Genomic DNA, 14,613 nt, shown 5'->3' on the forward strand with positions numbered 1-14,613 from the left:
GCTCAATGCCCCAACGCCCCGCCCTGTTTCCGGTCTTGCTGGCTGGCGCCACGCTGCTGCTGGTCGTCCACGGCCTTGGCCGCTTCTTCTATACACCGCTCCTGCCGTGGCTGGTGGAGGACGGAGTACTCACCGTGCAGCAAGGTGCGAGCACGGCCACCTGGAACTACCTGGGTTATCTCATCGGAGCCCTGCTCGCCTTGCGCTGGCATCAGGTCGCGCAAATCCGGCGCAGCCTGCCCTGGGCTTTGGTACTGCATGTGCTGAGCACCCTGGGCCAGACCCAGGCGGAGTCTTCGGAAGCACTCTCTGCCTTGCGCCTGCTCAATGGCATCAGCAACGGGCTGGTGTTCGTGCAAGCGCCTTCTCTGGTCCTCGAGTGGCTGGCGCGGCATAAACGTGCGTCGTCCAGTGGGCTCGTCTATCTCGGTGTCGGCGTTGGGCTGATCCTGTCCAGTCTGCTGGTCAACCTCAGCAACGGCCTGCTGGACGGAGCGCAACGCTGGTGGCCGGCGGCCCTGCTATCTGTACCGCTGGCCCTATGGGGATGGAGGCAACTGGCTCGGCTTGACATGCCCGAGGATGGGCCCGGAACCGACAAGGCGCTCGTCGCCGGCGGACGGCTGCTGGACCGCGCCAGTACGCCGCTTTTTCTTTCCTACGCCGGAGCCGGGATGGGCTACATCCTGCCTATGACCTTCCTGCCAATGGTCGCTCGCCTGCAGGTCGAGCCCGGCAGCACGCTGATCGGGAGCAGCTGGCTGGTGGTAGCGATAGCCACCCTGCCCTCTCCCTGGTTCTGGAACAGGCTGGGCGCCCTCCTCGGCGACACCCTCGCGCTGCGGTTCAGCTATGTCACCCAACTTGCAGGCGTGCTGGCTGCGTTGTTGCTGCCGGGCGCGCCCGGCATTCTGCTCTGCGCGGTGTTGATCGGTGGCACCTTTCTTGGCACCGTCCTGCTGACGCAGCGACTCGCCCGGGCACTGCACCCGCACCAGGGGCCGCGCCTGTCGGCTGCCCTGATCGCGCTCTACAGCCTGACTCAACTGGCAGGGCCATGGCTGACGGGCGTCTGGCTGAGCATGGGCGGCACCTTGCACAGCGCTTTCTGGCTGGGTGCTGGTGCGCTGCTCTGGGGCCTTGCATGGACGATGCTGGTTCCACGCCGTCGCTGAAAGCTGTGGGACAATGCCAACCTTCACTGATGCCAGCAGCCAGACATGCCCGCTCCGAAACCCATGAATCCGTCCTCCCGCGCAGCCAAACCGGGCGCTGACAAGCCCAGTCTGCACCCGCGCAACCGCCACACCGGACGCTACGATTTTCCCGCGCTGATTGCCGGCAGCCCGGCCTTGGCCGCGTTCGTCATCCTCAATCCCTACGGCAAGCAGACTATCGATTTCGCCAATCCTGAAGCCGTACGGGTGTTCAACCGTGCACTGCTCAAGCAGTACTACGGGATCGCTCACTGGGATATCCCGCCAGGCTACCTGTGCCCGCCGATCCCGGGCCGAGCCGATTACCTGCACGGGTTGGCCGATCTGCTGGCAAAGGACAACGATGGCGAAATTCCACGCGGCACATCCGTCCAGGCGCTGGATATCGGCACAGGGGCCAACTGCATCTACCCGCTGATAGGCCAGCGAGAGTATGGCTGGCGGTTTACCGGCTCGGATATCGACGCCACCGCCTTGGCATCGGCACGCACCATCGTTACGGCCAACGGACTAGGGAAAAGCGTGACGCTGCGCCAGCAGACCGATCCGGGGCACGTCTTCCTTGGCCTGGTGCAGCCCGACGACCGCTTCGACGTCACCCTGTGCAACCCGCCTTTTCATGCATCCCAGGCGGAAGCCAGCAGCGGTAGCCAGCGCAAATGGCGCAACCTCGGCAAGCTCGATCCGAAGCGCAAACTACCAGCGCTGAACTTTGGTGGGCAGGCAGCCGAACTCTGGTGTGAAGGGGGTGAAGCGGCATTCATTGCTCGGATCGCAGACGAAAGCCATGAGGTGCGGCAGCAGATCTGCTGGTTCACCACGCTGGTCTCCAAGGCCGGCAACGTTCAGCCTTTGCAGGCGCGGCTGCGAAAGCGTGGCGCTCATCTGGTGCTGACATCGGATATGTCGCAGGGGCAGAAGCGCAGTCGCTTCGTGGCCTGGACCTTTTTGGACGACGAACAGCGGGCGCAATGGCGAGCGGCACGCTGGCAGCGTCCGGCTAACCTGCGCTGAGACGAGGGCAGGCCAGTCCGGCTCTGTCAGACTGCAACATCCCAGCGCTGGCGGTCTTTCAACGCGAGCGTCTGGATGTACCGCGGTTCGCCATTGATTTCTTCCAGTTCGGTCATACCGGCCAGTTCGCCTACGACGCGGTAGCGCTTGCCGACGCGCTTGTCCTGCAAGGGGTACAGCTGGGCGATCTGTTGGGCGAGTTCGGTAAGGGTGGACATGTTGGCTGACTCCAGATAACTGCATGCCGCAGCTTTTTACAGGGCTTAGATGACGGTTCTGCGACATCTGTCTCGCCTGTTGGAGCCGCCAGTGACCAATTGATTCCATGAGTGCGACAAAACCACCCGAACAGCTGGTCAGCAGACCCCGACGCCCAGCTGCATCAGGGCCAAGCCGCCCTGCTGCCAGCCCCACCAGGCTGCTGCCAGCAGCGCAAGCAGCAACACCACGCCTACTTTCCAGACCGTAGCCATCAGGCCGTACCCGCTGCCAGACGCACACGCTCGACCGGCTGTTCGCGGATCGGCCAGTTGAGCGCCGCAGCCATCAGGCTCAGGGCGATGGAAATCTGCCAGACCAGATCGTAGCTGCCGGTAGTGTCATAGACCCAGCCGCCCAGCCAACCGCCGAAGAACGAGCCGATCTGATGGAAGAGAAACACGATGCCACCCAGCATCGACAGATTACGTACGCCAAACAGCGTGGCGACCGTGCCGTTGGTCAAGGGCACGGTGGAAAGCCACAGCAGCCCCATCGCGATGCCGAAGGCGTAGGCCGTCCAGAGCGTCAGCGGTGCGAAGAAGAACGCACTGATCACCACCGCACGCAGCAGGTAAAGCGCCGTCAGCAGCTTGGGCTTGGAGTAACAGCCACCGAGCCAGCCCGCCGTATAGGTGCCGACAATATTGAACAGGCCGACCAGCGCCAGCACCGTTGTGCCGGCCATCGCCGGCAGCTGCTTGTCCACCAGATAGGCTGGCAGGTGAATGCCGATGAACACGACCTGAAAACCGCAAACGAAGAAGCCCAGCGCCAGCAGTCGAAATCCCGAATGGCTGACGGCCTCGCGCAATGCCTCCACCAGCGTCTGCTGCGGCCCGGTAACAGGTGCCGGCGGGCCGCTGCGCAACATCAGCGCCAGCGGCATGATCAACGCAACCAAGAGTCCCAGCGCCAGCAACGCCGAGGACCACCCGAGCCAGCCGATCAGACCGAGCGTGCCCGGCAGCATGGCAAACTGGCCGAACGAGCCGGCCGCACTGGCGATACCCATGGCCATGCTGCGTTTTTCCGCCGGAACCGCCCGGCCGACCGCTCCCAGAATCACCGAGAATGAGGTGCCCGACAGCCCGAGGCCAATCAGCAGCCCAGCGCTCAGGGACAGCGAGAGCGGGGAATCCGCGCCCGCCATCAACAGCAATCCAACCGCGTAGAGCACACCGCCGAGCAACACCGCTCGAGCCACCCCGAAGCGATCCGCCAGTGCGCCGGTGACCGGCTGTGCCAGCCCCCAGATGAGATTCTGCAGCGCAATGGCGAAGGCAAAAACCTCGCGCCCCCAGCCGAACTCTGCGCTCATCGGTGGCAGGAACAAACCAAACCCGTGCCGGGTGCCGAGGGAAACCGCCAGGATCAGAGAGCCGCCAAGGAGAATCCAGGCACTGTTGCGCCATATCGCATTCATCGCAGACACACTTAGCAAAACGAGGGAAAGCCATCTTACTCGCATCCCCCTGCCCAACTGCATCACCTTTTTGCCTGCGACGGCTATGGCTGCTCGGTTAAACTGCGCACTGTTTTGCCTCACCCGACGCGAGTACCAGATGCCGATTCGCCATTGCATAGTTCACCTGATCGAGAAAAAGCCGGACGGAACACCCGCCGTGCTACACGCCCGCGATTCGGAGCTGGGCGACTCCCAGGCCATCGAGAACTTGCTCGCGGATCTCAATGAAAGCTACAACGCCAAGCAGGGCAAGGCCTGGGGCTTCTTTCATGAAGAATCCGGTGCCTATCCCTTCAGCGGCTGGCTGACGCAGTACCTGGATGGCAACCAGGACTTCACCGCCTTCAGTCGACAGGCGGTGGAGCACCTGCAAAAGCTGATGGAGGAATCGAACCTCTCCACCGGGGGGCATGTGCTGTTCGCTCACTATCAGCAAGGCATGACCGACTACCTGGCCATTGCGCTGCTGCATCACAGCAATGGCGTGACGGTCACCGACTCGCTGGATGTTGCCGAAGCCCGGCACCTGGACCTTGGACAGCTCCACCTCGCGACCCGGATCAACCTCTCGGAATGGAAAAACAACGGGCAATCGCGCCAGTACATCTCTTTTATCAAGGGCAAGAACGGCAAGAAGGTCTCCGAGTACTTCCGCGACTTCATCGGCTGCCAGGAAGGGGTCGACGGGCCCGGTGAGACCCGAACACTGCTCAAGGCTTTCAGCGATTTTGTCGAGAGCGAAGACCTGCCGGATGAAAAGGCCCGCGAGAAAACCAGTGCATTGGTGAGTTACGCCAGCAGCCAGTCGAAGATTGGCGAGCCCATGTCGCTGGAGGAGCTGTCCGGAGTGATCGACGAAGAGCGTCCGCGCGCTTTTTACGACCACATTCGCAACAAGGATTATGGCCTTTCGCCGGAAATACCGGCAGACAAGCGCACCCTCAATCAATTCCAGCGATTCACCGGGCGGGCAGAAGGCCTGTCGATCAGCTTCGAGTCTCACCTGCTCGGCTCGAAGGTGGAATATGACGAAGCCCGAGACATGCTGATCATTCGCCAGCTACCGACGCAATTGACCGACCAGCTCAAGCGCCGCAAAGGCTGACCTGTCTCGATGTCCGCATGGCACGGGGACTAACCTCATCAAGGTTTTTTCCTTTGCCCGGCATGCCGGGCCGACGCACAGACCGGTGCAAGCCAGGCGGCGCCAGTGCCGAGCCCGCCTGTCCTCCGGCGAAGCCAGGCATCCGATCGCATTTGGCTCGTTGGTTGGGAATGAAACGCCGCTTTGTCAGTCACATGGCAGCTCGTCTGGAGCTGCAACCGCGCACGACCCGTTCTGTTAAGGAATCACAATGGATTGGCTTCATCTGATTGTTCTGTCCCTGGTGCAGGGAATCACCGAATTTCTTCCGATATCTTCCTCCGCTCACCTGATCCTCCCTTCCCAGGTGTTCGGCTGGCCGGACCAAGGCCAGGCATTCGACGTTGCAGTACATGTCGGCACTCTGCTCGCCGTGCTGATCTGCTTTCGTCACGAAGTCATCGCCACCAGCCGCGGCTGGCTGGCTCATGTGTTCCGCCAGCAGGCCAGCGCCGAAAGCCGTCTGGGCTGGGCGATCATCATAGGCACCTTGCCGGCGGCGATCGCTGGCCTGCTGCTGGAGGACTACATCGAGCAGTACACCCGCTCCATGCTGGTCATCGCCGCCACCACCATCATTTTCGGCCTGGTGCTGTGGTACGCCGACGCCAAAGGCAGACGAGTGGCGGACATGGAACAACTGACCTGGAAAAGCGCGCTGATCATCGGCTTTGCCCAGGCACTGGCGCTGATCCCTGGTACCTCCCGCTCGGGCATCACCATGACGGCCGCGCTGCTGCTCGGCTTCACCCGGCAAGCGGCCGCTCGCTTTTCGTTCCTGCTGTCGATCCCGCTGATTCTTGCCGCGGGCGGGCTGAAAGCCGTCGAACTTGCGAGATCAGGCGAGGCCGCCCCGTGGAATGACATCTTCATCGGCACGGCACTGTCCTTTGTGGCCGCCTTTCTCTGCATCAAGCTGTTCCTCAAGGCGCTCGATGCATTGGGCATGTTGCCGTTCGTGGTTTATCGCCTGTTGCTCGGCGTTACCCTGCTTTTCATCGCTCTATAACGGTCGACCCGCTGACCCGGTTGGGCCAGCGGGTGCTGCATCAGCGTGGGTCGATGCGGTAGCCGATGCGTGGGAAATGCACATGAACCACGCCAGCGCGATCATCCTCGCGGCGCAGGATCAGCTCCTCGACACCGGCAAACACGAGCTCGCCCGCGACCGGCTCGGTGCCGTAATCCGCGGCGGCAATGGTCACCGACTGGCCAGCTTCAAACCCGTTGGGTTCGAAGAACGGCTCGTCCGGCAGCTCGGCCGGAGAGGCTTCCCTGGCAATCGAAACGGCGTCATCGGCAGCCAGCTCGGACATGGACCCGTGCCCGACCGCGAGAACCTTGCCCAACCAGGCGGCGACGTCCGGATAGTCATCGACCAGAGGTGCCGTAACCGGGGTGCCCTTGAGGAACCACAGGCAGTGGGCGACGGAAAAATCTGCAATGCAGGGCGCGCTTCCTAGCAGAAACTCACCCTCTCCTCGCATCAATTGCTGTTGCAGACGCGCCATTAGGACCGGCCAGTGGCTCTTGGCCTGCTCCAGGGGAATGCGCGACACGGTGCCACTGCTGAACAATGCAGCGCGGTCATTGCTGAACGCCTGCACGAACTCCTTGGGCACCTTGGCAAAACGCATGGCCATGGATTCGGGTTGGAACACCAGGCTTACGGCGTGCAGGAAAAGCACCGAGTCGGCCCACTGCGCAAGGGTCGCTGCAACGAACTCTTGCCCTTCCGGAAACAGCGCGGGCGTAGTCTTCTCTGCCTCGAGGCGACGCGCCATCAGCGCGGTATCGCAGTAGACGTCGGCGCCAATCTGCAGTACCGGTGTACGCCGATAGCCGCCGGTCAGCGCGGTCAGATCCGGCTTGGGCATCACCGGTGGTATCTGTACCGAACGCCAGGAAAGTTGCTTGAAACCCAGCATCAACCGCGCCTTTTCGGCAAAAGGCGAGGTGGGATAGTGGTGCAGGATGATCTCGTGCATTGCAGGCTCCGCCAGTCTTGGGTAGACGGGCAGCTTACTCGCGCCTGGGCGAGCAGCCTACCCGTTCAGCTGATTGCCCGGGCATTCACCGAATCGCTGCAGCCGTGTTGCGCCTCCACCAGCGCTTCCTTGGCGGGCTTCTTCAACCGCTTGATTGCGCGCTCGCGGCGCAGCGCGTCTCCCTTGCTCTGGCAGGCCTCGACATAGACCAGCGCCACCGCCGGGCTCGAATGAAAAAACCGAGCCCCTCGCCCACTCTGGTGCGTGGCAAAACGGCGCACGGCGTCATCGCTGATCCCGCAGTACAACGAGCCGTTGGCAGCCCGTACCAGATAGACGAACCAGGGTTTATCAGCAGGGACGGTCATTGGGCGGGCGTCTCGGGCAAGGCGCTGAAACCGGACAGCCGGCAGCGAGGCGCTAGATTCTCCTCATGCAGGCCAGCAAGAGCAAGGCGGCGCTGGCTTAGGACGGAACGGTCGGGGCTAGACCAATGAAGTGCAGCTCTGCGTCAGTGCTCAAGACAGCTCTCTCGGCGCCTGCTCAAGCCGAGCGAGAGCGGGTCTGCCTTCCGGCGCTGTTTCGCCTAGCAAAGTCCGTCGATCCTGTCGAGATATGGTGGCGGTTCGCCTTTGCGTATACTGCGCCGATGTTTGCCCAAACCGCGTTCCGCAAGCGCTGCACCACCTGGTTGCTGGCGACCGGACTCCTCCTGATGCTCAGTAGCTGCGCTGAACCGCCCAGCGCACTTGAGCGTGTAAAGGAGGACGGCGTACTGCGCGTGATCACCCGCAACAGCCCGTCCACCTATTTCCAAGACCGCAACGGGGAAGCCGGCTTCGAATACGAGCTGGTCAAGCGTTTTGCCAGCCACCTCGGCGTCAAGCTGCAGATCGAAACCGCCGACAGCATCGACGAGATATATACCCGCCTGAACCGCCCAGGCGGCCCCGCTCTGGCCGCGGCAGGCCTGGTTGCGAGCGAAGGACGCAAGGACCTGGTGCGCTTCACCAAACCCTACCTGGATGTGACCACGCAGGTGGTCTACAGGCGGGGACAGCGCCGACCGACCCAACCCGAAGACCTGGTCGGCAAACGCATCCTGGTCCTCAAGGGCAGTAGCCAGGCGGAAAAACTCAAGGAGTTACAGGCAAAGCTGCCGGACTTGAGATATGAGGAATCGGATGCCGTGGAGGTCGTCGACCTGCTGCGCATGGTAGACGAAGGCCAGGTCGACCTGACCCTGGTCGAATCCAACGAGCTTGCACTTAATCAGGTCTATTTCACCAACGCGCGCGCTGCGTTCGACCTGGGCGAGCAGAACAGCCTGGCGTGGATTGTCGGAAAAGGCGAAGACGACAGCATGCTCGAAGCCGCCAACCGGTTTCTCGACGAGGCCCAGGCCAACGGCACCCTTCAACGCTTGCGCGAGCGCTACTACGGGCATGTCGATGTGCTTGGCTATGTTGGCGCCTATGCCTTCGCCAAGCACCTGCAGCAGCGCCTGCCGCGCTACGAAAAGATCTTTCGCGAGACCGCCAAGGAACATGGGCTGGACTGGCGTCTGCTGGCGGCAATCGGCTATCAGGAATCCCTATGGCAGCCTGAAGCCACCTCCAAAACCGGGGTCCGCGGGTTGATGATGCTGACCCTCAATACCGCCAAGGCCATGGGCGTGACCAACCGGGTCGACCCGGTCCAGAGTATCCAGGGTGGCGGCAAGTACATCGCTCAGGTTCATGCCAACCTGCCGGACAGCATCCAGGAGCCCGACCGTACCTGGTTTGCCCTGGCGGCCTACAACGTCGGAGGCGGTCATCTGGAAGACGCCCGCAAACTGGCCGAAAGCGAAGGGCTGGACCCCAACAAGTGGCTGGATGTAAAGCAGATGCTGCCAAGACTGGCGCAGAAACAGTGGTACACCAAGACACGCTACGGCTACGCACGGGGCGGCGAGCCGGTACATTTTGTTGCCAACATCCGGCGCTATTACGACATCCTGACCTGGGTGACCCAGCCGCAGATGGAAGGTCAGCAACTGGTTCGCAGCGAGGTTCATATCCCGGGGATCAACTCCACCGACTTGGGTGAGATCCTGCCGCCGCTCTGATACGCCCTTGCTCAGACTTCCTTTCCGGACCGCCCGATCGACGCAAAACTGCCCGCAGTATGCTCGGCCAGCACCTTGGCTGTCAGCTCGACTTCCAGCCCTCGCCGCCCGGCACTGACAAAGATGCTCGGCTGCGCCTGCGCGGAACTGTCTATAAAGGTACGCAGCCGCTTCTTCTGCCCCAGCGGGCTGATGCCACCGACCAGATAGCCGGTAGCGCGCTGCGCCGCAATGGGGTCGGCCATCTCGACCTTCTTGACCTTTGCTGCCTGGGCCAGCGCCTTCAGATCGAGCGTACCGGCAACCGGCACCACTGCAACCAGCAGCTCGTTCTTTTCACTGCAGGCAAGCAGGGTCTTGAATACCCGTGCCGGCTCGAGACCGAGTTTTTCGGCAGCCTCGAGTCCGTAGGAAACCGAGCCAGGGTCGTGCTCGTAGCTGTGGATGTGATGCTCGGCCTTGGCTTTTTTCAACAGATCGATAGCGGGTGTCATGGGCAAGGCGCCGTTGTTTTTCGAAGCCGCTACATTAGCCAAAACATAACGGCCCGCACAGTGTACCGGCCGGGCATGACGCGCCAAGCCCGCACCGTCAAACCGGCGCGGACCTAGAAGCGACCAGTCGATCAGGCCACCTGCGCCCGATGCATCGCACTCAACTGCCTGGCCGCAGCGATCATGTTTGCCAGTGCCGCCTCGGTTTCCGGCCAGCCCCGGGTTTTCAGGCCACAGTCCGGATTGACCCAGAGTCGCTCGGCGGGGATGCGCTCGCTGGCCTTTACCAGCAACTCGACCATCTGCGCCATGTCCGGCACTCGCGGGGAGTGGATGTCATAGACGCCGGGGCCTATGTCGTTGGGATAATCGAAGGCGCGGAATGCATCCAATAGCTCCATTTGCGAACGTGAGGTCTCGATGGTGATGACGTCCGCATCCATGGCAGCGATCGCCTCGATTACCTCGTTGAACTCGCTGTAGCACATGTGGGTGTGGATCTGGGTTTCATCGCCAACACCGCCGGCGCACAGGCGGAACGCATCAACCGCCCACTTCAGGTAGCCATCCCACTCAGCACGGCGCAGCGGTAGACCTTCTCGAAATGCCGCCTCATCGATCTGGACGATCCCGATACCTGCCGCTTCCAGATCGCAGACCTCGTCGCGGATCGCCAATGCCAACTGCCGGGCCTGCGCTTCAAGACTGATATCGTCCCGGGTGAACGACCACAGCAGCATGGTCACCGGGCCGGTCAGCATGCCTTTCACGACCTTGCTGGTCTGCTGCTGAGCGTAGCGAATCCACTCTACTGTCATCGGCGCGGGACGGCTCAGATCGCCGTAGATAACCGCCGGTTTCACGCAACGCGATCCGTAGCTCTGTACCCAGCCAAAGCGGGTGAAGGCGTACCCGTCGAGCTGTTCGGCGAAGTATTCGACCATGTCATTGCGTTCAGCTTCGCCGTGCACCAGCACGTCCAGGCCCAGCTTTTCCTGAACGGCGATCGCGTGGCGTATCTCTGCTTGCATCGCCCTGGTGTAGTCGACCGATGTGAGGTTGCCCTGCCTGAACGCCTGCCGTGCCTGACGGATCGCCGGCGTCTGCGGAAACGAACCGATGGTGGTGGTCGGGAACGCCGGAAGAGCCAGCCGGGCCCGCTGCTTCTCGATGCGGCTATCGAAACCGGACTGCCGCTGGCTGTGCCTTGGCTTGATCGCTGCGACGCGCTCCCGAACGTCGGGCTTGTGAATGCGCCGAGATCGCGCCCGGCTGGCCTGGACGTCACGGCTCTGCTTCAGCGCAGCCTGCACCCGGGCATCATCAGGCTGTTCGATCGCGCGGGCCAGAATCGCCACTTCGGCGCATTTCTGTACAGCGAAGGCCAGCCAGCCCCGCAGCTCAGCGTCCAGCTGGTCTTCACGGCTCAGGTCCACCGGTGCATGCAGAAGCGAACAGGACGGCGCAACCCAGAGCCGCTCCCCAAGGCGCTCAGCCGCATGGCGCAACACATTCAGCGCCTTGTCCAGATCGCAGCGCCAGACGTTGCGACCATTGACCAGGCCGAGCGAGAGGATCTTGTAGGCCGGCAGTCGGTCGAGGATCACAGGGTACTGGTCCGGGGCGCGTACCAGATCGATATGCAGACCATCGACCGGCAACCCGGCGGCCAACCCGAGGTTGTCCTCCAGTCCGCCAAAGTAAGTGGCGATCAGCTTCTTCAAGGGTGCCCGCTGCAGCAGGTTGTAGGCTCGTTCAAAGGCGTTTTTCCACTCCTGGGGCAGATCCATCACCAGTATCGGCTCATCGATCTGCACCCATCCAACGCCCTGGACAGCAAGCCGCTCGAGCACCTCGCCGTAAACGGGCAGCAGCCGCTCGAGCAGATCCAGCCTGTCGAAATCCTCGCCCTTGGTCTTGCCCAGCCAGAGATAGGTCAGCGGCCCGATCAGCACCGGCTTGACTGCGTGTCCCAGGGATCTGGCCTCCTCCACTTCCTCGAACAGCTGCGTCCAGCACAGCTGAAAGGACTGGTCAACGCTGAATTCGGGGGCCAGATAGTGATAGTTGGTATCGAACCACTTCGTCATCTCCAGCGCCTGCCCGCCGCCGCAGCAGGTGTGGGTGACGCCGCGAGCCATGGCAAACAGGGTGTCGAGAGTGGGCTGGTCACCGGCGCGACGAAAGCGTTCAGGCACGACGCCAAACATCAATGAATGCGTCAGCACCTGGTCGTACCAGGCGAAATCGCCTACCGGCAGCAGCTCAATACCGGCGTCTGCCTGTAGTTGCCAATGGGCGGCTCGCAACGCGCTACCGACCCGGCGCAGGTCCGTCTCGCTCAAATCGCCCCTCCAGTAGGCCTCGAGAGCCTTCTTCAGCTCTCTATCAGCTCCGATACGTGGAAAGCCCAGGGAATGAGCGACAGCCATGACAATCTCCAATTTCGTTCGTCTTTGATGAGCGAATTGTGAATGTCGATATAGAATGAGACAAACTCATCTTATTTCTTTTGAAGGATAAATTTACTCATGTAGCTTTGGTCTTCAAAACAATGCCGCACGCGCGACGGGGATCGAAAACCCTCCGCAACCCGCCAGCTAGCTTCATCTCGCTTCGAAAAGAAATCTGTGCCGCCCACCCGGCTCGCTCGACAGTCCCTGCACGCTAGGACAAACTCCGCGGTGATGAGCCGTGCTCACCTTGGGTCGCTATTCGCCTATCTGATTACCACAGGCCGTCCCGGCCACGATCACGCTTGAACCGTAGGAACTAGGCATGCTGGAAATTCGTCACCTGAAAACTCTTCATGCACTGCGGGAGACCGACAGCCTGGTCGTGGCCGCCGAACGCCTCCATCTGACCCAGTCCGCGCTGTCGCATCAATTCAAGGAATTGGAAGAACGTCTGGGCCTGCAGCTGTTCGTGCGCAAGACACGGCCAGTGCGCTTCACCAGCGCCGGTCTGCGTCTGCTGCAGCTGGCCGACAGTCTCCTGCCACAGCTGCGCGGAGCCGAGCGAGACCTTGCTCGCCTGGCCGGCGGCACAGCCGGACGTCTGCACATGGCGATCGAATGCCACAGTTGCTTCCAGTGGCTGATGCCAACCATTGACCAGTTTCGCGACGCCTGGCCAGAAGTCGAGCTGGACCTGGCCTCGGGTTTTTCCTTTGCTCCGCTGCCAGCGCTGGCGCGCGGCGATCTGGATCTGGTGGTGACGTCCGACCCGATCGACCTGCCAGGCATTACCTATGTCCCGCTGTTCACCTATGAAGCCCTTCTGGCAGTCGCCAACCAGCATCCGTTGGCGACGCGGTCCAGTGTTCGCCCTGAAGACCTGGCCAGCGAAACCCTGATCACCTACCCGGTTGACCGCGATCGACTGGACATCTTTACCCGCTTCCTCGAGCCCGCCGACATCGAGCCGGCACAGGTCCGCACCTCCGAACTCACGGTCATGATGATGCAGCTGGTGGCCTCCGGTCGCGGCGTATGCTGCGTGCCGAACTGGGCATTGCATGAATACACCGCGCGCGGCTATGTCACGGCCAAACGCCTGGGTGAAAAAGGCTTATTTGCCACCCTTTATGCGGGCATCCGCGCAGACATGCTGGACTCGCCGTTCATGCGCGATTTCCTTTTGACCGCCAAGGACACATCCTTCTCGACCCTGGAAGGGGTCAGCGCCGCGTCGAAGACCAGATAGATTATTCCTGCCGATACGGCAGCGCATCGCGCGCTGTCTCGGCATAGCGCATCACGCCCAGCCGCTCCTGCTGAAGGAACTCGCTGACCGCAGCACGCAGCCCCGGATGCTCCAGGTAGTGCCAGGAACGCGTGATCACCGGCTCGAAGCCGCGTATCAGCTTGTGCTCGCCCTGTGCTCCGGCATCGAAGCGTGACAGACCGGCGGCAATCGCCTGATCGATCCCCTGGTAAAAACAGGTTTCGAAATGCAGGCGGTCGAAGTCCGCAAGGCTGCCCCAATAGCGACCATACAGCTCGCCAGCGCTGATCAGGCTAAACGCCATGGCCACCGGCCGGCCGCTCTGGCAGGCAAGCACCACCCGGATCGCCTCGGGCATCCGCTCTGCCAGCAGGCTGAAGAAGCTGCGCGTCAGATACGGTGCCTGGCCGCGCACATGATAGGTATTGGCGTAACAGGCATAGACGAAATCCCACTCCTGTTCGCTGACCTGGTGACCTTCGCGCCACTCGAACTCGATCCCCTGCCCCGCCACCTGCTCGCGCTCCTTGCGCAGCTGCTTGCGCTTGCGCGAAGTGAGGCCGTCCAGGAAATCCTGAAAGTCGCGGTAGCCGCGGTTGTGCCAGTGAAACTGGCAACCGATGCGCTCAAGCCAGCCATCACGGTTCTGGAAAACCGCATCGGCGTCCGGCTCGGTGAAGTTCACGTGCAGGCTCGAATAGGCTTCCTCGGCCAAGCCGGCGGTGAGCTGGTCGAGCAATTGGCTCGCCGCCTCGCGGTTACCCAACAGCCTCGCGCCGGTCACTGGCGAGAACGGCACCGCGCAGAGCAGTTTGGGGTAGTACTCGATACCTGCACGGTGGCAGGCGTCCGCCCAGGCCCAATCGAATACATACTCACCGCTGGAGTTGGTCTTGCTGTACAGCGGCAAGGCCGCAATCGCTCCCCGCTGGTCGTCGCTCAGCACTTGATGCTGTGCACGCCAGCCCCTGCGCGCATCGACGCTGCCGCTGTCTTCCAGCGAAGACAGAAAGGCGTGCCGGAGAAAGGGCTGCGGGTGTTCGCCGAGCAGCGCGTCCCAGCGAGAGGAGTCGTAGTCGGCGAGGTGGGAAAGCGTCTGTATGGGCATATGCCTAGTCTGGCGGCTAAGCAACCGGAACTGAAGCAGTTGTTGGTCGAGGTACGACCGCGGGGCTCTTTACGGCAATCAAAGCT

Annotated in this window: 13 protein-coding genes; 6 read left to right on the top strand and 7 right to left on the bottom strand. The window is 62.1% G+C overall.

Annotated features, from left to right (window positions below; translation table 11 throughout):
- The first annotated feature begins 5 nt into the window (after window positions 1–5).
- Window positions 6–1,175 (top strand): YbfB/YjiJ family MFS transporter, encoded by a 1,170-nt coding sequence (locus AC4LFW_RS12135; protein WP_491819281.1) that lies wholly within the window; start codon window positions 6–8, stop codon window positions 1,173–1,175.
- Window positions 1,176–1,220: 45 nt separating this feature from the next.
- Window positions 1,221–2,231: a 23S rRNA (adenine(1618)-N(6))-methyltransferase RlmF gene (gene rlmF, locus AC4LFW_RS12140; RefSeq protein WP_491819282.1), complete on the top strand. Its 1,011-nt coding sequence runs from the start codon at window positions 1,221–1,223 to the stop codon at window positions 2,229–2,231.
- 26 nt (window positions 2,232–2,257) lie between these two features.
- Here the strand turns inward: rlmF and AC4LFW_RS12145 are convergent, their stop codons facing one another.
- Both AC4LFW_RS12145 and AC4LFW_RS12150 read right to left on the bottom strand, forming a co-directional pair.
- Window positions 2,258–2,449, bottom strand: a complete 192-nt coding sequence (locus tag AC4LFW_RS12145) for a hypothetical protein (protein ID WP_491819283.1) — start codon at window positions 2,447–2,449, stop codon at window positions 2,258–2,260.
- 254 nt (window positions 2,450–2,703) lie between these two features.
- Entirely contained in the window at window positions 2,704–3,915 is a 1,212-nt protein-coding gene (locus tag AC4LFW_RS12150; RefSeq protein WP_491819285.1) for an MFS transporter, read from the bottom strand.
- Between the two features lie 139 nt (window positions 3,916–4,054).
- Here AC4LFW_RS12150 and yejK point away from each other — a divergent pair, with 139 nt between their 5' ends.
- Both yejK and AC4LFW_RS12160 read left to right on the top strand, forming a co-directional pair.
- On the top strand, window positions 4,055–5,062 hold the full coding sequence (yejK, locus tag AC4LFW_RS12155; RefSeq protein ID WP_491819286.1) for a nucleoid-associated protein YejK: 1,008 nt from the start codon (window positions 4,055–4,057) through the stop codon (window positions 5,060–5,062).
- Window positions 5,063–5,312: 250 nt separating this feature from the next.
- Window positions 5,313–6,110, top strand: coding sequence for an undecaprenyl-diphosphate phosphatase (locus AC4LFW_RS12160; RefSeq protein WP_491819287.1), 798 nt, complete (start codon window positions 5,313–5,315; stop codon window positions 6,108–6,110).
- A 40-nt stretch (window positions 6,111–6,150) separates the two neighbouring features.
- Here AC4LFW_RS12160 and AC4LFW_RS12165 read toward each other — a convergent pair whose 3' ends face one another.
- Both AC4LFW_RS12165 and AC4LFW_RS12170 read right to left on the bottom strand, forming a co-directional pair.
- On the bottom strand, window positions 6,151–7,089 hold the full coding sequence (locus AC4LFW_RS12165) for a glutathione S-transferase family protein (RefSeq protein WP_491819288.1): 939 nt from the start codon (window positions 7,087–7,089) through the stop codon (window positions 6,151–6,153).
- A 65-nt stretch (window positions 7,090–7,154) separates the two neighbouring features.
- Complete coding sequence (locus tag AC4LFW_RS12170; protein WP_491819289.1) at window positions 7,155–7,457, bottom strand: GIY-YIG nuclease family protein; 303 nt, start codon at window positions 7,455–7,457, stop codon at window positions 7,155–7,157.
- 281 nt (window positions 7,458–7,738) lie between these two features.
- Here AC4LFW_RS12170 and mltF point away from each other — a divergent pair, with 281 nt between their 5' ends.
- The gene (mltF, locus tag AC4LFW_RS12175) at window positions 7,739–9,199 is read left to right on the top strand and encodes a membrane-bound lytic murein transglycosylase MltF (RefSeq protein ID WP_491819290.1); all 1,461 of its coding nucleotides are present in this window, start codon (window positions 7,739–7,741) and stop codon (window positions 9,197–9,199) included.
- Window positions 9,200–9,210: 11 nt separating this feature from the next.
- Here mltF and ybaK read toward each other — a convergent pair whose 3' ends face one another.
- The gene (gene ybaK / locus AC4LFW_RS12180; RefSeq protein WP_491819291.1) at window positions 9,211–9,693 is read right to left on the bottom strand and encodes a Cys-tRNA(Pro) deacylase; all 483 of its coding nucleotides are present in this window, start codon (window positions 9,691–9,693) and stop codon (window positions 9,211–9,213) included.
- Window positions 9,694–9,824: 131 nt separating this feature from the next.
- Entirely contained in the window at window positions 9,825–12,125 is a 2,301-nt protein-coding gene (gene metE / locus AC4LFW_RS12185; protein WP_491819292.1) for a 5-methyltetrahydropteroyltriglutamate--homocysteine S-methyltransferase, read from the bottom strand.
- 346 nt (window positions 12,126–12,471) lie between these two features.
- On the opposite strand from metE, the gene metR reads away from it, so the two are divergent.
- Entirely contained in the window at window positions 12,472–13,398 is a 927-nt protein-coding gene (metR, locus tag AC4LFW_RS12190; protein WP_491819293.1) for a transcriptional regulator MetR, read from the top strand.
- A gap of 1 nt (window position 13,399) precedes the next feature.
- Here metR and AC4LFW_RS12195 read toward each other — a convergent pair whose 3' ends face one another.
- On the bottom strand, window positions 13,400–14,527 hold the full coding sequence (locus tag AC4LFW_RS12195) for a GNAT family N-acetyltransferase (RefSeq protein WP_491819295.1): 1,128 nt from the start codon (window positions 14,525–14,527) through the stop codon (window positions 13,400–13,402).
- Window positions 14,528–14,613: the final 86 nt, after the last annotated feature.

Source organism: Stutzerimonas sp. C6.4V (genome assembly GCF_058536345.1).